This is a genomic window from Paenibacillus oenotherae (genome assembly GCF_019443105.1).
In the GTDB taxonomy this organism is placed as follows: Bacteria; Bacillota; Bacilli; order Paenibacillales; family Paenibacillaceae; genus Paenibacillus_Z; species Paenibacillus_Z oenotherae.
This window is the reverse complement of sequence record NZ_JAHZIJ010000007.1, coordinates 1-18,757: the sequence shown is the minus strand read 5'-3', so window position 1 is coordinate 18,757 and position 18,757 is coordinate 1. Positions and strand designations below refer to the sequence as shown.

12 protein-coding genes are annotated in these 18,757 nt (G+C 52.2%); 7 read left to right on the top strand and 5 right to left on the bottom strand.

The window, feature by feature from the left end:
• Nucleotides 1–4 precede the first annotated feature (4 nt).
• Both K0T92_RS11790 and K0T92_RS11785 read right to left on the bottom strand, forming a co-directional pair.
• A complete protein-coding gene (locus tag K0T92_RS11790; protein ID WP_219872680.1) occupies nucleotides 5–892 on the bottom strand; it encodes a carbohydrate ABC transporter permease in 888 nt (295 codons plus the stop codon).
• Nucleotides 893–995: 103 nt separating this feature from the next.
• Nucleotides 996–2,375 carry an ABC transporter substrate-binding protein gene (locus K0T92_RS11785; RefSeq protein WP_219872679.1) on the bottom strand — a complete coding sequence of 460 codons (1,380 nt, stop codon included), beginning with the start codon at nucleotides 2,373–2,375 and terminating at the stop codon, nucleotides 996–998.
• A 202-nt stretch (nucleotides 2,376–2,577) separates the two neighbouring features.
• Between K0T92_RS11785 and K0T92_RS11780 the strand changes: the two genes are divergently transcribed.
• Together K0T92_RS11780 and K0T92_RS11775 are read left to right on the top strand one after the other, a co-directional pair.
• Complete coding sequence (locus K0T92_RS11780; RefSeq protein ID WP_219872678.1) at nucleotides 2,578–4,380, top strand: sensor histidine kinase; 1,803 nt, start codon at nucleotides 2,578–2,580, stop codon at nucleotides 4,378–4,380.
• A complete protein-coding gene (locus K0T92_RS11775) occupies nucleotides 4,358–5,953 on the top strand; it encodes a response regulator transcription factor (RefSeq protein ID WP_219872677.1) in 1,596 nt (531 codons plus the stop codon). Before K0T92_RS11780 ends, K0T92_RS11775 begins: the two co-directional genes overlap by 23 nt.
• An 834-nt stretch (nucleotides 5,954–6,787) precedes the next feature.
• On the opposite strand, the gene K0T92_RS11770 is transcribed toward K0T92_RS11775, so the two are convergent.
• A complete protein-coding gene (locus tag K0T92_RS11770) occupies nucleotides 6,788–7,906 on the bottom strand; it encodes a winged helix DNA-binding domain-containing protein (protein WP_219872848.1) in 1,119 nt (372 codons plus the stop codon).
• Between the two features lie 289 nt (nucleotides 7,907–8,195).
• On the opposite strand from K0T92_RS11770, the gene K0T92_RS11765 reads away from it, so the two are divergent.
• The 4 genes from K0T92_RS11765 to K0T92_RS11750 all read left to right on the top strand — a co-directional run bounded on the left by K0T92_RS11765 (nucleotide 8,196) and on the right by K0T92_RS11750 (nucleotide 12,496).
• Nucleotides 8,196–9,257 (top strand): phytase, encoded by a 1,062-nt coding sequence (locus K0T92_RS11765; RefSeq protein ID WP_246628118.1) that lies wholly within the window; start codon nucleotides 8,196–8,198, stop codon nucleotides 9,255–9,257.
• 175 nt (nucleotides 9,258–9,432) lie between these two features.
• On the top strand, nucleotides 9,433–10,296 hold the full coding sequence (locus tag K0T92_RS11760; protein WP_219872675.1) for a DUF421 domain-containing protein: 864 nt from the start codon (nucleotides 9,433–9,435) through the stop codon (nucleotides 10,294–10,296).
• Nucleotides 10,297–10,519: 223 nt separating this feature from the next.
• Nucleotides 10,520–10,969: a MarR family winged helix-turn-helix transcriptional regulator gene (locus K0T92_RS11755; protein WP_219872674.1), complete on the top strand. Its 450-nt coding sequence runs from the start codon at nucleotides 10,520–10,522 to the stop codon at nucleotides 10,967–10,969.
• A gap of 6 nt (nucleotides 10,970–10,975) precedes the next feature.
• The gene (locus K0T92_RS11750) at nucleotides 10,976–12,496 is read left to right on the top strand and encodes an MDR family MFS transporter (protein WP_219872673.1); all 1,521 of its coding nucleotides are present in this window, start codon (nucleotides 10,976–10,978) and stop codon (nucleotides 12,494–12,496) included.
• A 346-nt stretch (nucleotides 12,497–12,842) separates the two neighbouring features.
• Here K0T92_RS11750 and K0T92_RS11745 read toward each other — a convergent pair whose 3' ends face one another.
• Complete coding sequence (locus tag K0T92_RS11745; RefSeq protein ID WP_246628103.1) at nucleotides 12,843–14,036, bottom strand: MFS transporter; 1,194 nt, start codon at nucleotides 14,034–14,036, stop codon at nucleotides 12,843–12,845.
• 288 nt (nucleotides 14,037–14,324) lie between these two features.
• Between K0T92_RS11745 and K0T92_RS11740 the strand changes: the two genes are divergently transcribed.
• Complete coding sequence (locus tag K0T92_RS11740) at nucleotides 14,325–17,336, top strand: efflux RND transporter permease subunit (RefSeq protein ID WP_219872672.1); 3,012 nt, start codon at nucleotides 14,325–14,327, stop codon at nucleotides 17,334–17,336.
• Between the two features lie 265 nt (nucleotides 17,337–17,601).
• On the opposite strand, the gene K0T92_RS11735 is transcribed toward K0T92_RS11740, so the two are convergent.
• On the bottom strand, nucleotides 17,602–18,186 hold the full coding sequence (locus K0T92_RS11735) for a hypothetical protein (RefSeq protein ID WP_246628102.1): 585 nt from the start codon (nucleotides 18,184–18,186) through the stop codon (nucleotides 17,602–17,604).
• Nucleotides 18,187–18,757: the final 571 nt, after the last annotated feature.

Sequence of the window (18,757 nt, the reverse complement as noted above, 5' to 3'; positions counted from 1 at the left end):
CCTTCTAATCATTTTCCTTGCCGAATAGTTTCGCATAGATGCCTACAATGATAAGGACGAATACCATGGATAATGCCGCAATTGCAGAGCCTTTGCCAAGATCGTAATAAACGAATGCATTCGTATATACATAAGTCGGCAGGATACTGGTCTCGAAGCCCGGTCCGCCATTGGTGAGCGCCCAGATCATCTCGAATTTTGTCCAGGAGGACACGATAGCGACCAGGCCCGTCACGTACATGATCGGCTTCAGCAGAGGCAGTGTAATTCTGGTGAAGCGCTGCCACGCTGTTGCGCCGTCTACATGAGCGGCCTCTATCATTTCCTTCGAAATGCCGGTCAATCCCGATAGCAGCATCAATGCGATGTAAGGGAAGCCTTTCCATACGGAAGTGAGCAGCAAGGCCGGCCAGACCCAGAAATCGTCTCCAAGCCATACGATATTTTCTTGAATAATATGCAGTGCGCTCAGGTAGTAATTGGCCAAGCCGTTATGGCCGTCATAGATCCATTTCCATACAATCCCGATAATAACGACAGGCGCAACCCACGGAACCATCATCAGGCCTCGCCACAAACCGCGTGAACGCAGCTTGGCGCTTAATATAAGTGCGGCAGGAATGGCGACCGCGAATTGAAAAAGGGTTGAACCGAGCACCCAGACGAGGCTGTTCCACATGATTTTCCAGAACTTATCGTCTTCCGTAAGGAGGAACTTGTAATTGTCCAGTCCCACGAAGGACATGCCCTTGTTCGCAATTAATGAATAATCATACATGCTGAGCCGGATCGTCTCGAACAGCGGATAGAATTGAAACGCGACCAAATAAATGACTGCGGGGGCAAGCAGCAGATAGCCGAAGCCGTGTAATTTTATAAATTTACGGGTCATGATGTTCACTCTCCTCACCCTGACAGCTTACATTGAGATAGAAAAGGGGACTCATGTTTATAGGAGCTGTCTGAGTCCCCTTCATTAACGAATTTGCTGCTTGTTATTTGGCGTATTTGGCTTTTACCTGATCGATGCCTTTAATGATGGCGGCATAGGTTTCTTCGGCGTCAGACTTGTCTGTCAGCAGCTTCACCATATTCTCCTGAACGATGCTCTCCATCTCAGGCTGCCCGACAATCTTGTCCATGGGCACGCCGTTGGCAGCTACAAGACCCATGAAGTCCTCGATAATGCGCTTGTGGCCGTCGATTGCTTTCGGGTAGACACTTTCAGCCTTCTTGATGACATCCTCCAGCTTTGTCTCTTTCTTGGCGGTGATGTTGAGGATGGCGGCTTGCGTGCTGTTGAACTCCGGCGATAACAGCTCTTGAACGAGTCTCCACGCCACTTCCTTGTTCTTGCTGCCCTTGTAGATCCCGAAGCCGGAGTTGGCCACAGGTGTCTGAATTTTCGTTCCCGATGGTCCTTTAGGATATGGAATCGCACGGGATACGTTGATAATGTCCGGATTAATGCTGTACACATTCGAGGAGAAGAAGGTTCCGGCAGGAATCATCCCGACCTCGCCATTGCTGTACGCTCTGAACATTTCGGGATAGCCCCAGGTCAGATGCGCTTTCGGCTGGTAAGCCTCCAAATTCTTAAAGTGAGTGAGCAGCTCGATATACTTGGACTTGCTTCCCTCTGAAGTATCAGAGATGAGCACATCATTGCTGTAGCCTGCGGTGAACGGCACGCGGAAAGCGAAGCGGGCTACGCCGAGCGGATAGCCGAAGCCGTATTTGCCGTCCTTGGTCATCAACTGCGCTGCTTTCTCCACATCCGCCCATGTCTGCAGCTCTTCGAGCTTCATGCCGGCATCATTGAGCATTTTCTCATTGACCATCAGGTTGAATGCGTTTGCAGTTGCCGGAACCGCATAGGTGCCGCCATCAATCGTCGAATAGTCCAGCGTACCGGGAAGGAAATCATCCTTCTTCACAGTGGAATCTGCACGTTCCATGAAAGGCGTCAGATCCTCCAGCCCGTCCATCTGTACGAAGTTCGTCACGTCCTGCGTCGTTGCGATATCTGGAACATCGCCGGTGTTGATCATAACGGAGATTTTCTTCTCCATATCTGCCCATGACAGGTACATGAATTCAATATTTACATTGGGGTATTTCTCTTTCATGGCATCCTTGAAGGTTTCGGCGAACAGCTTCTCGGATTCCGATGTGCCCGGATAGACGAAGCGGATGTCGGCCTTGACCGTCTTCCAGTCGATTTCCTCGCCGGATGTGTTATCCGTTGTGTTGCCTAGCTTCTTGTCGTTGCCGGAATTATTGGCCGCGTTGTTGTTGCCGCATGCTGCCAATACCAAGCTGAATACCAAGGTCAAGCTAATCAACATGACAAAGCTTTTTTTATAAGGCTTCATACCAGTACCCCCTAGTTGATTTGGTTGGAGCTCCTTGTTGCACCTTTATTGTATTCCCTCCGGCAAAGGGCTCACAATGAGACAACCTCAAGATATGGTGGACATATTCTAGAACTACTCCATAGAGCGGCTGATACGATTGTATCCCTGCTCTGTTTTTGTTACGCTTCTCTTCAATAGAACGTTGACAGGAGGCAGAGAAATGCGTCTGTTCCGCAAGCTGCAAACGAAAATTTTTCTCTACTTCATTCTCGTTGTGCTTATTCCGCTCATCAGTATCGGGACGTTCTCCTACTTCACTTCTACCGATCTGTTGGAGAAGCAGGTCGTTGATCATCAGACCCAGACGATCGGATTAATTGAGAACAACATTAAGCTGATGCTCGACGATGTGCAGGACATCTCATCCTATATCATGAACAATGAGACGTTCCAGAACCTGCTGAACCAGCCCAAACCGGATTCCTACAATCAGGCGCAGCAGACGATGTTCGCTTACTTGTCCAATCTGAAGATTGCGAAGAAATATATTTCCTTCATTATCGTCTATGGCGAGAACGGCTTTCTGTTCCGCGACTTCAATCAGTTCTACAGGGAAGTCATTCCCTACGAGCAGCTGAAAGATACGCCGACCTACATTTCTACGGCTGCCAAGGAGGGCGAGGCGAACTGGATGTTCTCCAGCGATCCGCTATTCCCCTATCTCCAGCAGTACAATGAAACGATGATCGGACGCCGCATTACGAATATCTATGATACAGATCAGAAGCTGGGCATGCTGTTCATGGGCATCAGCCGCGACGCGATGCTGGATTCCATCAAGGATATTAAGATCAAGAGCTCTACCCATCTCCTGCTTATCGATGACAACTACAATCTTGTAGCGAGCAATCAGAGCAACAGGGATGTGCAATACTACCGCGATGGAGATCTGGCCTTCAAAAAGAAGCTGCTTGGAGTGGACGAGACCTCCTTCCTGCAAGTGAACGGGATCGACTATTATGTCTCGACTGCCAAGGTGGCCCCCTATGACTGGAATGTCGTCAGCCTTACGCCCGTTAAGGAAATCCGGGTACAGCACCAGATTCTGCTGCGCTTTACGCTGATTGTATCGATATCGCTCCTGCTCATTGTCGGCCTGATCTCGATGTTCCTCTCGCGCAGCGTCACTTCGCCGATCCAGAAGCTGCTGCGTTCGATGAACAACTTCAAGCGGGGCGACTTCAATCAGAAAGTGCCTGTAGAGTCCAAGGATGAGGTCGGGCTGCTGACGCAAAAATATAACGGGATGGTCGCCGACTTGAACGAGCTGATCCAGAAAGTATACATTAGCCAGACCAATCAGAAGATGATTGAGCTGAAGACGCTGCAGGCGCAGATCGAGCCGCATTTTCTCTATAATACGCTGGATTATATTTTCCTCAACTCCAAAATAAACGGCGATAACGATACCGCCGAGGTGGTCCGGTCGCTGAGCGAGCTGTTCCGGATTTCACTCAATCGGGGCAATGATTACTACAAGCTGGAGAATGAGATCAATCAGATCAAGGCCTATGTACGCATCCAGCACGCACGCTTCCCCGACCGGTTCCGGGTGGAATACGACATCGATCCTGCTGTGGAGCCTTATCTGACAACGAAGCTGCTGCTCCAGCCAATCGTGGAGAACGCGATTATTCATGCCTTTGATACCCGGGGCTTGGCGGAGGGTATTCTGCGCATTACAGGGAGGAAGACGGAGGAGCATATTGTGTTCACGGTGACGGACAATGGCCGGGGAATGACCGAGGAGCAGATTGCCGGACTGCTGGTGGTGTCGCCGCAAGGGAGCGGCGGCTATGGCATTAAGAATGTCAACGAGCGGCTGACGATGCTGTTCGGGGAGGAATACAGGCTGAGGATCGCCAGTGAGCCGGGGGAAGGGACGGAGGTTACCGTCTACCTGCCGGTTATCGAATACGAGGAAGAATGGGTGAGGCTGTATGAAAGTCATGGTCATCGATGATGAACCCATCGTGCGCAAAGGACTGCAAAAGCTGATTGCCTGGGAGCAGTATGGCTTTCAGTGGCTGGGAACTGCCGAGAACGGAGAGGAGGCGCTGGAGCTTATTGAGGCGAAGCGTCCCGATCTGATTATTGTAGATTGCAAAATGCCCCATATGGACGGCTTGCAGCTGCTTGGTGCGGTGAACGAGCGGGGCATCGCGCTCAAGTCGGTTATTCTCAGCGGGTATGATGAATTTATGTACGCGCAGCAGGCGCTGCAGCTGGGCGCTTCCGATTACTTGCTGAAGCCGCCTGATCTGGAGCGGTTCCTGGAGGTTATTCTGCGGGTCAAGAAGGAATGGGAGGACGAGAACCGGTTAAAGCAGCAGCTGAGGGACAATTATCCCGTCATGGTGGAACGCTTCTTGCTGGGGCTGATGGCTGGGGGCAGACAAAGTCCGGAGAGCTTCCGCGAGAAGGTGGAGTATTTGAAGCTGCCCATCCATTCGGGTCCCCTTCGTATCTGCCGGCTGGAGATCGAGGACGAGACGGGCCAGCTGGACCAGTATACGATAGAGGATCAGCAGCTTATCGGGTTTGCGGTCATGAATATCATTGGCGAAACGTTTGAGGAGTGGCCCGCCAAGGTGATTTTTCAGGAGGGCAGCCGCCGCTTTATTATGCTGTTCAACATCAGCGGCATGGAGCAGGTTCCGCAATTGCGCCAGCTGCTGCTCCAACTGATCGATAATTTGAAGGCTACCTTGAAGCTTGGGGCGACAATCGGTGTGTCGCGGCATTTCACCAGCGCGATCAATGAATGCAAGCCAGCTTATGAGGCTGCGAAGATCGCCCTGCAATACAAATATTACACGGGTGCCAACAAAGTCATCTTTCTCGATGATGTCGAGGAAGAGCAGGGAGGCGTCGTCGCGGCTCCCAAGGAAAGAGAGCCGCTGCATGAAGAAGAGCTGTTCATGTCCATCCGGGTGTGCAACGAGAACGGGCTGGAGGCTTGGCTCGCAGCATTCGCCCTGCTGCTGAAGGAGCAGGGCTGCTCCAGCCATGAGACGAAGACGCTCAGTCTTCAGCAGATGATCGCGGTCACGCATACGATGATTGAGATGCACCCTCAGCTTCAGCTGGACGAGCTGTTGACAGCAGGGGATATTGAGCAGATCTTCACAGCGGGCACGCTTGAAGAATTGATGCAGCTGCTGCGCGGGTTCCTGTTCAAGCTGCTGACGCTGACGCAGAATCTGCGCAAATCCGGCAAGAATGCCGTCATTGAACGGACGAAGGTGTTCATTCAGGCGCAGTATGCGGGCAATATTACATTGGAGACGATTGCCGCAGAGGTGTTTCTGTCGCCCGTCTATCTGAGCTTCCTGTTCAAGCAGGTCGAAGCGATGAATATTACCGACTACATTGCCAATATTCGGATCGAGAATGCGAAGCGGCTGCTCAAGACTACAAGCAGCAAAACCTACGAGATCGCCAACCTGGTCGGCTATCAGGATGATAAATATTTCAGCCGGATATTCAAGAAGAAAGTCGGCATGACGCCTTCGGAATACCGCAATCAGATATAATGCAGCGATAGTTATGAGCGGCATAGCGTGAAAGGCTGGAGCAGGGCCGCCCCGAGGGCGGCCTGCTCCAGCCTTTTTGCGGCATTGCGCTGCTGCACAGCCTTGGGCCGTTGAGGAAATACCCCCCGCCCATAGCAGCAGCGAACGAATACAGTAACCATAACCAGCGACTGAACACAGTGGCGTAACCAGCAACCGAATACAGTAACCATAACCAGCGACTGAACACAGTGGCGTAACCAGCAACCGAATACAGTAACCATAAACAGCGACTGAACACAGTGGCATAACCAGCAATCGAATACAGTAGCCATAACCAGCGACTGAACACAGTGGCATAACCAGCAACCGAATACAGTAACCATAAACAGCGACTGAACACAGTGGCATAACCAGCGACAGAACACAGTGGCATAACCAGCGACAGAACACAGTGGCGTAACCAGCAATCGAATACAGTAACCATAAACAGCGAACCAATACAGTAACCAAATCAACAACCGGATACAGTAGCCATCAACAGCGAATATGCCTGCGAAACGGCAGCCTTTTTCTCGTTCAGGCCCGATTATTAGGAAATGCATGCTAAAGTGCAGGAATTTCGCCATACATAGCCGTTATCGGCCAATTCCGCCTCATATTCCTGCTTTCTCGCAGGCATTGTACCGTTTACGGCCTCTTTTGCCAGGAATTCCTGCACTTACGCAGGCTTCTCAAACTGCCGGGGATAGTGAAGCCATATCCACCGACTTTCGTTTGGAGCCCCGTTCTAAACGTTGAGTATCCGAAAGTCCGCCGGACTTTCTCAACAGCCTGAGCGCAACCGCCCAGCGCTTATTCGGAAAGAACGAATTGGATGTCATAGCTGTCTGCATCCGCTGCTGCGAAGTGGAGCAGCCGTTCGCCTTCTTCGCCCAAAGCCGCGCGATCCTGAGCCGTCAGCGGCTCGAACAAGTCGATGATCAGAGTCGCACAGCCGCCGTGCTGGCGCTCGATTCTCCATTTGCCGCAGACGAAGCCATCGATAAGTACAGCGGCTCGGATAATGCCATTCTTAGTGAACAAATGCTGGCGGTAATGATCCGCCATAATGCGGGTGCGATCGGCGTAGGACAGGAGCATATTGTCGAATTCGCCCAGGAAGCGCGGTGGAGCCGGGGTATCGGGATTCGGCAGCGGCGCATCGGGCAGATCCAGCAGCTCATTGCCGTTCTCGTCCCGGAAAGTGCGCAGCCGGGGCCGCAGCCGCTCGATTGCTTCACTCAGCCGGGTCAGCCCGGACCAAACCTGCATATCCTTGACCGTCGCCGGCCCGAATGCACCCAGATAACGCAGGATCATCTCGTCCGGTGCATTATCCTCGCTTAGAGGAAGGCCGAGCCATGCTTCGGCAGAGGTATGAGTCGGCTGACCGCCGGCTCCCCATATTCCGCGAGGAGGCACTTGCACGAGCGGCACGAGTGTGCGAACGGCCCCGGCCATCGCTTCGCTGGAGCAATTAGGCCATCGCTGCTGCAGCAGCAAACCCAGCTCATTGAAAGTCCGCGGATATTCCTCGACTAATGATCTGCCGAGCTCGGCCATCGCTATGGTGTCGAGACCTTCGAGTTGGCGGCCGTAGGCGCCTTGTAGTCCCCTGTTCAGCACAGGCTGCAGTACAGAGCGCAGCTTCAGGCAATCCGCTGCGGTCACAAGGTGTATGGTCGAGCGCATTAGCGCGATGCGAACAACTTGCCGATCAAGCATGGGCTCGGTGAGGTCATTCTGATGGAAGTTAGCCAGCCGTGTCCATAATCCGTAATAGGGAGGGTTGGGTGCTTGTGCTTGCAGGCCGACCAACTGCTCGATCACGTCAAGCGGCGACAAGTCAGTGCGCCGCAGCAGAAATTGGCGCTCCAGCAGAGCGCGGTTAAGGGCGCGCTGGCCCAGAACGGGGACAGAAAGGGATGGCATGTTCACATTCGCTCCTTAAAGGTGAAAATTCAGGGCACACCCACTGCACGGGTTCAGCATTTTCATTAACCCGGCATACTTCAAGTATAAGCGCTAAACCCTGACAACTACGGTCAGTATTGATGGGGCTGCTAAGCGTCACGCTCTTTACAAAATATCAATTAAATCACAACAGCCACTTAATAAATACCTATTAATATAAAAAATGTATTTTATATCAAAGGAGGAATTTATTGTGTCCAAGCTTTACAAGAAATGGTTGGCGGCAAGTGTAATCGGTTGTTTGTCGATGGGCTCCATCGCTCTGGCGAACGGTCCTCAGACCGTTGCTGTCGAGGCCGAGGTGGAGACAGTCGCTGTCAGTTCCGGTGATGATGCTGCAGATGATCCAGCGATCTGGCTCCATCCTGAAGATGCGGAGGACAGCACGATCATCGCCACGAACAAAGCAGGTGGCCTGCTTGTGTATGATCTTGAAGGGAATCAGAAATTCTCCTATTCACTTGGCAAAATGAATAATGTGGATGTCCGCTACGACTTCCCATTAGGCAGCAAGAAGGTAGATATCGCTGCGGCAACGAACCGGACGACGAATACAGTTGATATTTTCGCAATTTCACCAACTACCGGCGGGCTCACTGACATCTCCGGAACTCCGATTCACTCGAACATGGGCGAAGTCTATGGATTCAGCTTATATCACAGCCTAAGCAGCGGCAAGTTCTATGCGCTGGTGCTTGGCAAAGACGGCGAATTCGAGCAATACGAGCTGTATCATAATGGAAGCGGCAAAATTAACGGCACACTGGTCCGTTCCTTCCAACTCGGCTCTCAATCAGAAGGAATCGTTGCAGACGATGAGTACGGCAAGATGTATATCGCAGAGGAGGATATCGGCATCTGGAAGTATGCTGCTGAGCCGAATGGCGGAAGCAACGGCGTTCAGATCGCCGCGATAGATAACCAGAAATTAACGGCTGATGTCGAAGGGCTTACGATCTATTACGGCGAAGATGGCGAGGGCTACTTGATAGCATCCAGCCAGGGAAGCAGCAGCTATGCGATCTATGATCGTGAGAATGCCAACCCGTATCTCGGAAGCTTCACGATTGAGGATGGAGACGAGACGGACGGAACCAGTGAAACCGATGGCATTGATGTGCTCAACTACGATCTTGGCGATGAGTTCTCGGAAGGTCTGTTCGTCGCCCAGGATGATGAGAATGCAGAGAACGGAGCTGTAATCAACCAGAACTTTAAATTGGTGGAATGGGATGATATTTCGGAGGAATTCGAGTCTCTGGTCGAGACGCTCGATTCTGTTGATCCGCGCGAGCTTGAGGAAAGATAATAGGGGCGTAACGGCCGAAGCGAAGATGGCAGCATCCATCTGCTTCGGCCTTTTTTGCGTTTAGAATAGCGATTGGACGGAGAGTGGAAAATAATTGATGGATGGATGGAAGGCTTGTTGCGAATAATTAACAAGGATGGTACTAAAGGTGATATCGAGGAGGCGTTAGGAAGCTATGCCTGAATGGTTGGAGGTTTCGCTGCGTACGCTGCTTGCGGTCGTAGTGCTTTTCATCATGACTAAAGCATTGGGGAAACGGCAAGTAAGCCAGCTTTCATTGTTCGAGTATATTACGGGGATTACGATTGGCAGCCTGGCTGCCTATATCTCTCTGGATCTGGATGCAAGATGGTATATGGGTATCGTTTCCTTAGGGGTATGGGTCGCAGTATCAGTGGGAATTGAATTCCTTCAGATAAAAAGCAAGAAGGCACGGGATTTCATTGATGGCAAAGGAACGGTATTAATTAAGCAGGGCATGGTGCTGGAGGATAATTTGAAGAAAGAGCGGCTGACAACGGATGAGCTGTTGGAGCAGCTGCGCAAGAAGAATGTGTTTAAGTTCGCTGATGTCGAGTTTGCTATGATGGAGCCGAGCGGCGACATTAATGTATTGGTTACGAAGGAGAATCAGCCGTTAACAGCCAAGCATCTGGGATTGGCGATGCAGTCCGAGAACGTGCCGCAGGGCGTCATAATGGATGGGGTAATCATGGATGAACCGCTGCAGGCGGCCGGATACGACCGCTCCTGGCTCAAAGGGCAATTGGACAGGAGGAAAACGACTGCCGAGCAAGTCTTTCTAGCTCAAGTCGATTCCAATGGGCAGCTGGATATCGATTTCTATAAGGATGAGATGAAGCCGCAGCAGCCCCCGGCTAATGCGGATCTGTACGCAGCGATGCAGAAGTGCCGGACTGATCTGGAGATGCTGAGCAGCCTTGCAGCGACCAACAAGCGCGACCAGCAGAAGTACAAGCAGTCTGCCGACAAGCTGCAGGCGGCTATTCGTGAGGTAGAGACGCTGCTGCGCCAATAGAGGGCAAGGGCTGTGGTTGTCGGCAAACAGGCCCGATATGCAGCATCAATTTGCTGCAGGGGAACCGTACTTCCAAGCTGCATGGGGCTGGCTGGCGCAAGCTGGCCCTGTGCGGTTTTTTTGCAAATATAACATATTTCCTTTCTCGCGCTATTCATTGACAGGCATATTTGCTTCTGCTAGACTGATGGTCAATATATTGACTAATGGCAAGGAGAGGTGTATGGATCAGGTTCAGAGGGATATTGTCCTCAACATTTATCGGGCATCCAATCTGCTGGAGCGAGTAGGCAGAGGCCTGGTCAACGATGTTGGCCTATGCAGTGTTCAGCAGTGGTTCATTCTGGGGATGCTGTACCGGCAGGGTGAGCTGTCGCTTAAGGATCTCACGAACAATCTGCTCGTGACGAAACAGAATATTACCGGAATGGTGCAGCGGCTGAAGCAAAGCGGCCATCTGACTACCTGGGAGGATGCCGGGGACAGAAGGGTCACCCGCGTGGGCTTGACGGAGCTGGGACGGCAGAAGTTCGAGGAGTTGGTTCATTCCAGCGGCCTGAGCAATAAGCAGACCTTTGCCCAATATACGGACGAAGAGCTGGAGCAGCTGTCAGCAGCGCTGGAGAAGCTGGTAGTCGTGCTGCAGCAACAATCAGAGGGGAAGAAGGAATAGAAGGGTATGGATAAGAGCAGAACAAATACAAAGTGGACGGTATTAGCCCTTCTGCTGGGGCTATTCATGGCGGCGCTCGATCAGACGATCGTCTCTACCGCAATGCCGACCATCGTTGGAGAATTCGGAGATTATGAAATGCTCGTATGGGTGTTCTCGGCCTATATGATTGCCAGTGTTATCGCCACGCCGATATTCGGCAAGCTGTCCGATATGTACGGACGCAAGAGGTTTTTCATCATAGGGCTGATCGTCTTTCTCATCGGCTCTATCCTGTGCGGAATGGCTACGAATATGATCGAGCTTATTCTGTTCAGGGCTCTTCAGGGTATTGGCGGAGGAGCGATTATGCCGCTGTGCTTTGCGGTCATTTTTGATATTTTCCCACCGGAGAAGCGCGGGAAGATGAATGGGTTGTTTGGTGCTGTATTCGGCTTGTCCAGTGTGTTCGGACCGCTGGCCGGCGCGTATTTTACAGATCAGATCGATTGGCGCTGGGTATTCTATATCAATGTGCCAATCGGTATCGTGGCGCTTGTCCTGCTCGGCCTCCACTATAAGGAAACCGTTAATAAAGTGAAGCAAGTCATCGATTGGGCGGGAGCGGCACTGCTAACCGCAACGATTCTCAGTCTGATGTTCGCGCTTGAGCTTGGCAGCGGCGGGGATTATGCATGGGGATCGGCACAGATCATCAGCTTGTTCGCAGGGGCTGCCTTGTTCCTGATCTTGTTCCTGCTGGTTGAGCTCAAGGCGGTCAATCCCATTGTATCGCTGCATTTGTTCAAGAATAAAGTGTTTACTGCAAGCCAGGCTGCGAGCTTTTTATACGGAGCAATTATGATCGCTGGAGCTACTTATATTCCGATTTTTGTTCAGGGGGTCTATGGAGGCTCAGCAAGCGCTGCGGGGCAGACGCTGACTCCGATGATGCTGGGTGTAGTGGCCAGTTCGGTCATCGGCGGACGGTTCGTCGGGAAGTTCCTCTTCCGCAATATTATGCTAGTATCGGCGCTCGTGCTCGTCGTGTCTCTGTCCTTGCTGGGAACGATCAGCGCGGACACGGAGCGTTGGGTTGTAACACTGTACATGGTATTCGTCGGACTGGGCATCGGCGTTTCCTTCGTTGTCTTCAATATCGCGACGCTTCACGGCATCAGTCCGCAGCACAAGGGAGCCGCGACATCGATGATTGTATTCTTCCGCACCATCGGGTCGGCGCTTGGAGTTACCATATTCGGCGTCATTCAGACCGCGCAGCTGAAAAGCAATATTGCCAAGGTCATTCCAGATCCTGTGCAGGCGGCGAAGCTGTCTGATCCGCAGGCGCTGCTGCAGCCGGCTGTCCGCAGCATGTTCGATGCTGAAGTGTTGAAGAAGCTGACCGTAAGTCTTGCTGATTCCATTGCGTATATTTTTCAATGGAGCCTTGTGCTGCCTGTGCTGGCGGCATTGCTCGTGCTTATGATGGGGCGGGCGAATGTAGGTCAGGAGCAGTCCGCAGAGCCGATTCGAAGCTTTGAATAAAAGAATGGGGCAGTCCCGAGGCCATCACGGCCTGGGACTGCCCCTTTGTGTTGAGAAGGTCATGCTATGCTTGGCAAGCCGATATGCGATGCCGAGCGCACTGCATGCTGTCATTAGCGGCTCATACCCAAGCAGCATGCGGTGCGTAAAACGGTGGGGGTGAGGATTGCCTTCTGGAAGCTGTAGCAAGATATTTCCTGCTTACACCGTGCCATCTCGTTGTCGCTCTGTGCTGTAGCACGATATTTACCGCTTACAAGAAGGGCTATCGCGTGACACCAGCACTGATCTACGCCGCCAAGCAAAGTCGCCCCAATGATTCGGGCAGCTGCATATAAGCTGCCGTTTATTTGGAAGGGAATGCCGCTGTCCGCGCTGATTGTCGCTGCAAGAGAATTGCGCATGCAATGAGAAGCAGCATGACGAGGGCAATGCCTGCGAACAGCCAACGGGTTGAGTCTGGTCCATATTCGTCCATAAACCAGCCCGCCAGCTTAGGCAGAAGCGCTCCGCCGATTGCGCCGAATCCGATCAGCAGACTGGTCGTCTTCTCGGTCATGCCGGGCATTGCACGGTTGGCGAACACAAGCGCAATGGCGAACATCCCGGACATCATTAATCCGGCGATGGTGGTCAGAACGAACGTATCCAAGGTTCCGCTGCGCAAGCTCATGAGAGAGAACAGCACAGCCGTAATTATACAGGTGACCAATAGATAGGCGCCTCCACCCCAGCGGTCGGCAATCTGCCCTGCTGCCATCCGTCCGATGACCATTGCGCCCCAGAACAGGCTGATTGCCAGGGTTGCCGACGATTCCGTCAAGTTGTTGCTTAGTACAAGCAATGAAGGCAAATAGTGAACAAAGCTCATTTCCAAACCGACATAAATTGCGAAGAACAAGGCGCATGCGATCAAGACGACGATGCCGTATCGCCCGTTCAAAGGTCTGTTGACGGTTACGCCCTCAGCAGGCGCTTCCTCCTCTACCGGAGAATCCAGTATAGTAGGCCAATAGATGATCCATAACACGAGTGCGATGACAGCAAGCAGGCCGACGAAGCCGAAGGCTGCCTTCCAATAACTGAACTCGATAAGCGCAGCGCCCGCGAAAGGCATAATAAGAGCGCCCACCCCGAAAAATATTTCGACACGGCTCATTGCCGTATTCGCCTTTTTCCCCGACGCCCCAATGACAAGCGAGCCGATAACAGCCTCCAATGTTCCAAGTCCGAAGCCCGCGATCGGAGCGATAACGAGCATAACTCCCCACGGCGGAAGCATGGTGTAGACCATCTCTGCTGCGGCCGCAATACCCAGGAGCAGAAGAATAATGAGCTTCTTGTTTAATCGCTTGATAAGCCACGGGGTGCTGAATATTCCGAGCAATCCTCCCAGGAATTGGTGCATGACGAGTTGCCCGCCATCTCCGTACTGGACGCCGTATGCATGAACCATCGGCTCCATTACAGCTCCGATTGCCAGTTGCCCAAGCCCAACAACGAAATAAGTGACACTTGCCAGAAAAATAAGCCGGGACAATATGAAAATCTCCTTTCATCCTTCACTTTCACTCACCATCCTACCATACCATTAGTCACGGCGTTTGAGTACAGCAACCTCTGTAAAATAGTTCAACAAGCTGTCCATCCGATGCAAGACGCATGTGCATTCGCATGTCGAGGGCATATGCGGCAGCGGCGATAGAACTTCTCCGATAGCTGGACTAAAGTCTAGTCTCAGATGAGTCCAAGGTATGGTTGACCATCCTAATTTATGGTATATAATGCTTGAGAAGTCATTAATTGCAGGTAGGGGAGAGTTAGAGAGATGCGTCCAATTATTCGATTCAGTATGAAGAACACGGCGGCTATTCTGCTTATCATTATCGTGTTGATCGGTGGCGGTCTGTATGCAGCCGGGAATATGAAGATGGAGATGTATCCCGATGTGGACATTCCGTATATGCACGTTACCATCGTGTATCCTGGCGCATCGCCGGAGCAGTCCATGCGGGATATCGGCGAGCCGCTTGAGAAAGCTATCGCTAATATTGACGGGGTCAACAATATCTATACATGGGGCAAACCGAATCGGTTTCAAGCTGTTCTGAAGACGAACATGTCTGCCAATATGGAAGATATCGAACAAGAGGTTCGCAATGCGATAGCCAAGACAAAGCTTCCGGATACGGCTCGCGAACCGATCATATCCAGTGAGAAGATGGACCCGGAGGTATATGAAGTAGCCTTCTACGCTCCGGATCAGGAGCAGCTTCAGCATTTTGTAGAAGAAACGGTCATACCCGCTGTCCGCTCTGTGGAAGGTGTGGACACAGTCGAGACGAGCGGTGTGCTTGATAAGCGCGTCTATGTGCGGGTCAAGCCGGAGAGCTTGGCGAAATATGGTTTAACGCTCGATATGGTGCAGCAGCTCATTACTGCGAACAATATCTCTGTTCCTATCGGAGACCTGCGTACCGGGGAACAGATTCTGCCGCTGCGTATTAGCGAGACGCTGCAATCCATCGAGGATATTGAGAGCATTCGCCTGTCTGCGAAGCCTGCGCCCGGTCAGGCAGAGCGTGCTCCGCAGCTGAAGCTTGGCGATATTGCCGAGGTTGTCCATGAATCTGTCACTACGAATGTAACCCGTCTCAATGGCAAGCCGGCTATTTCCGTTATGGTTCTTTCCAAGGGCGGGGAAGATGTGGTAGCTATGGTGGAGGAGATCAAGGAGCAGCTCGGTGGACTGAACTATCCGCCGGACATGAAGCGTGAGGAGCTGCATGACCAGTCGGTGGAAGTTGAGAAATCGGTGTACAGCATGCTGCGTGAGGTACTGATCGGCGCCTGTATGGCTGTGCTCGTAACGCTGCTGTTCCTGCGGAATTTCCGCTCGACTGTTATTGCGGTTATCTCCATTCCGCTATCGATGTTCGCTTCCTTCATCGTGCTCCAATATCTTGGCTATACGCTTAATATGATGACATTAGCAGGAATCGCGGTCGCAATCGGCCGGGTGGTAGATGATTCTATCGTAGTTATCGAGAATATATTCCGGCGTGTGCGCAGCGCCCAAAATCGTGATGGCGAGCTGGTTGAACACGCGACGCATGAGGTCGCTTCAGCAATAACATCGTCAACATTAACGACGGTTGCGGTATTCCTGCCGCTCGCCTTCGTTCCCGGCATCGTTGGAAAATTTTTCGTTCCGCTGGCCTGGACGATTGTTGTCTCGCTGCTGTTCTCTCTGCTCGTTGCAGTGACGGTTGTTCCGCTGATGTCACGTCTATTCCTGCTCAAGCTGAAGCATGCCGAGCCGCAGGAGAATGGCGTTCAGCGCCTGTACCGCCGCGTGCTTCGCTGGGCGCTCGGCCATCGATTGGCAACGCTGGCTATTGCAATCTTGCTTCTGCTCGGCAGCGCCTCCATTCCTGCCGCAGGGTTGATCGGCTTCAATTTCCTGCCGTCAGAGAAAGCAACGACCTTCAATGTTACGATCGGGATGCCGATTGGCTCCACTGCAAGCAATACGGACAAGGTAGCGGCCAAACTCGAAGAGGAGATTAAGTCATATCCGGAAGTCATTCAAATTGTAGCTTCTGCTTCGAATGAAACCGGTCGTGTATCCTTCAAAGTAGAAGAGGACGCCGATACGAAGCGGATTGTCGATGGGCTACAGAAGAAATTTGCTAATGTTTCGGGTGCCAAGAGTATTACAATTGTCGGCACAGGCGGCATTGGCGGCTCCAACCTGAGCATAATCGTTAATGGCACCAGCAGAGATTCCATCGCTCAAGGTGCTGAACAGATCACACAAGCACTCCAAAAGATCGAGGGGCTTGCTAATATTCGCAGCTCTGCAGAAGGGGAGAAGCCGGAGGTTGTGATCGGATTTGACCCTGATAAGCTTGCTGAGCATGCGCTTACGCCAGCTCAGGTGGCGATGAGCTTGCGCACGATGGTGGAAGGCAACACCATCACTCAAGCCGATATCAACAATAAGCCGACGGATGTTATCCTCCAGCTCGATACGGGGAACACCGCTTCAGTCGAACTATTGAAGAAGCAGTCCATTTTGAATGGACAAGGCCAGGCCGTCGCCCTTCAAGAGCTGGGCGAAGTGAAGGAGATGAGGAACTCGACCCAGGTTGCACGCCTGGATCAGAAGGAGTATCTGGAGGTGTACGCCACTATTACGGACGAGAATACGTCCAAGGTAAGCTCCCAGGTATTCTCGACCATTGACAGCTTGAAGCTGCCTGAGGGTGTAACCTGGTCTAATGAAGGCGCAGCCAAGGAAATGAATGAAGGCTTTATCAATATGGGGATTGCGCTGCTAATCAGCATTGTGCTTGTCTACTTCGTCATGCTGCTGGCATTCGGCGAGGCGCTGCTGCCGCTTGTTATTCTGGCTGCAATTCCGTTCTCGATTATCGGTGCTATTACCGGATTATATCTGGTCGGAGAGCCTATCGGCATGCCGGCAATGATCGGACTTCTGATGCTGAATGGAATAGTCGTCACGAATGCCATCGTGCTGCTTGACCGTGTGAAGCGGAATGAGCGCAGAGGCATGGAGAAGGGTGAAGCGCTGCTGGAAGCTGGAGCAACCCGTCTGCGTCCAATCCTTATGACGGCCATTGCAACGATAGGGGCGCTAATGCCTCTCGCGTTATCAGCAGAGGCGGGATTGGTATCCAGAGCACTTGCAGTCGTCGTCATCGGAGGGCTCACAAGCTCTACCCTGCTGACACTCGTCATCGTTCCTGTTATCTACCATCTTCTGCTGCCCGCACGAAAGCAGAAGGGAATCGAGCAGCAAACGCATGCTGCCTAAAGCTCCCGGCAGCAGTTGATTGCTGCCATGCGGCGGCACGCCGCGTTGGGAATGCCTCGTGCGGCGGCACAACGCGTTAGGAATACAGCATGCAGCGAAACATCTCGCGCCGGGAGTTGTGTGCGGCAGATCCTAACACACCGCTCGTGGGAGCTGCATAATGTGCCAGAATCCTAAGAAGCAGAGCGCAGGAAGTCCAAAGCCCGCTATTCACATCGCCCCTTTGGGGCCTAGTGGTTAGCGGGCTTTTTGGCGAGGCTCCTTTTCATTTCATATCGAGGAGCATCTGTATATGGGCAGTTAAGGAGTGAAGCTGATTGCCGATGGTGATTCCGCTCTGCTGCGCTGCAAGTTCAGCCGCAGGTGCCATAGAGAGCTGCCCTGCCACGATATGCTTGTCGGGATTCTCCTCGATTAGTCTGCGGAGTCCCTGAGCTGTTTTTTGGGTATACGCTTCCTTCTTTCCTTGCATCAAGAGCGGGAACGTATCCGGAAGCAGTGCGGGCGTCACGTGTACGTTCTTGCCCCGCAGCTCTGAATGGGCTTGTAATTGACCGATAGTGCCATCAACCGTGCTCGGATTAGTGAAGGCGACGATAACAGGCCCCGTCAGCATGCATATGTCGTCGAACAACGGCTGGTCGATCTTGATGATTGGAAGGGAAAAGGAAGGAATCGCGTCTGGCAGCCGAGCTGTAAAATACGTGCAAGTAACTAATATGGCATCCACATGGCATTGTGAGATCCAATGCAGAGTCTCTTTCATTTTGACCGTTGCCGCCTGGGGAGTGAAGTCATTCTTAACCCGGTCCATGCCGGGGTCTACGAAGTGGACAAGCTCAACCTGCAAGGGCTCTAATACCTGCTCGATAAGCGCAATATTCGAATAGTGTGCATGGAAGCAACCGATGGTCGTCAGGTCTGCCAGCCTCCCCCCAAATTTTTGTTGCCAGTATAGCAATGCCGCATAGATTTGTAAATGCTATTGAAGGTAGATTCAAGTGCCAGAACCATCGATGACCTCAACCCGGCAGACAACCCGACAGGCAACCCAACAGGCAACCCAACAGGCAACCCAACAGGCAACTCAACAGGCAACCCAACAGGCAGCTCAACAGGAAGAGAAGGAAGCCTGCGTAAGTGCAGGGATTTTGGCTAAAAGAAGCCGTAGATGGTAGCGTCAAGAAGTTTGTGTAAGCTTGTAGATATATCCATCGGGTGTTGGTGGGGGTGGAGGAATCCGCCCCGCCATATTGGTTTAACTTTCGATCCGAGGATCCGACTGAACAGAATTCGAGGAATAGCGCTTTTCAAACATCTCATTAAGTTTTTGTTTGACAACGGGATCGCCAAAACCTGGGATGACACGGTTCTCAAAACGTTCGTTGTAGGCGATGGTGTCCAAGTATACAATTTTTTCT

Bases quoted from the DNA above. Each gene is read 5' to 3' on its own strand.
- K0T92_RS11790 (WP_219872680.1), bottom strand. From the start codon at position 892: ATGACCCGTAAATTTATAAAATTACACGGCTTCGGCTATCTGCTGCTT.
- K0T92_RS11785 (WP_219872679.1), bottom strand. From the start codon at position 2,375: ATGAAGCCTTATAAAAAAAGCTTTGTCATGTTGATTAGCTTGACCTTG.
- K0T92_RS11780 (WP_219872678.1), top strand. From the start codon at position 2,578: ATGCGTCTGTTCCGCAAGCTGCAAACGAAAATTTTTCTCTACTTCATT.
- K0T92_RS11775 (WP_219872677.1), top strand. From the start codon at position 4,358: ATGAAAGTCATGGTCATCGATGATGAACCCATCGTGCGCAAAGGACTG.
- K0T92_RS11770 (WP_219872848.1), bottom strand. From the start codon at position 7,906: ATGCCATCCCTTTCTGTCCCCGTTCTGGGCCAGCGCGCCCTTAACCGC.
- K0T92_RS11765 (WP_246628118.1), top strand. From the start codon at position 8,196: ATGGGCTCCATCGCTCTGGCGAACGGTCCTCAGACCGTTGCTGTCGAG.
- K0T92_RS11760 (WP_219872675.1), top strand. From the start codon at position 9,433: ATGCCTGAATGGTTGGAGGTTTCGCTGCGTACGCTGCTTGCGGTCGTA.
- K0T92_RS11755 (WP_219872674.1), top strand. From the start codon at position 10,520: ATGGATCAGGTTCAGAGGGATATTGTCCTCAACATTTATCGGGCATCC.
- K0T92_RS11750 (WP_219872673.1), top strand. From the start codon at position 10,976: ATGGATAAGAGCAGAACAAATACAAAGTGGACGGTATTAGCCCTTCTG.
- K0T92_RS11740 (WP_219872672.1), top strand. From the start codon at position 14,325: ATGCGTCCAATTATTCGATTCAGTATGAAGAACACGGCGGCTATTCTG.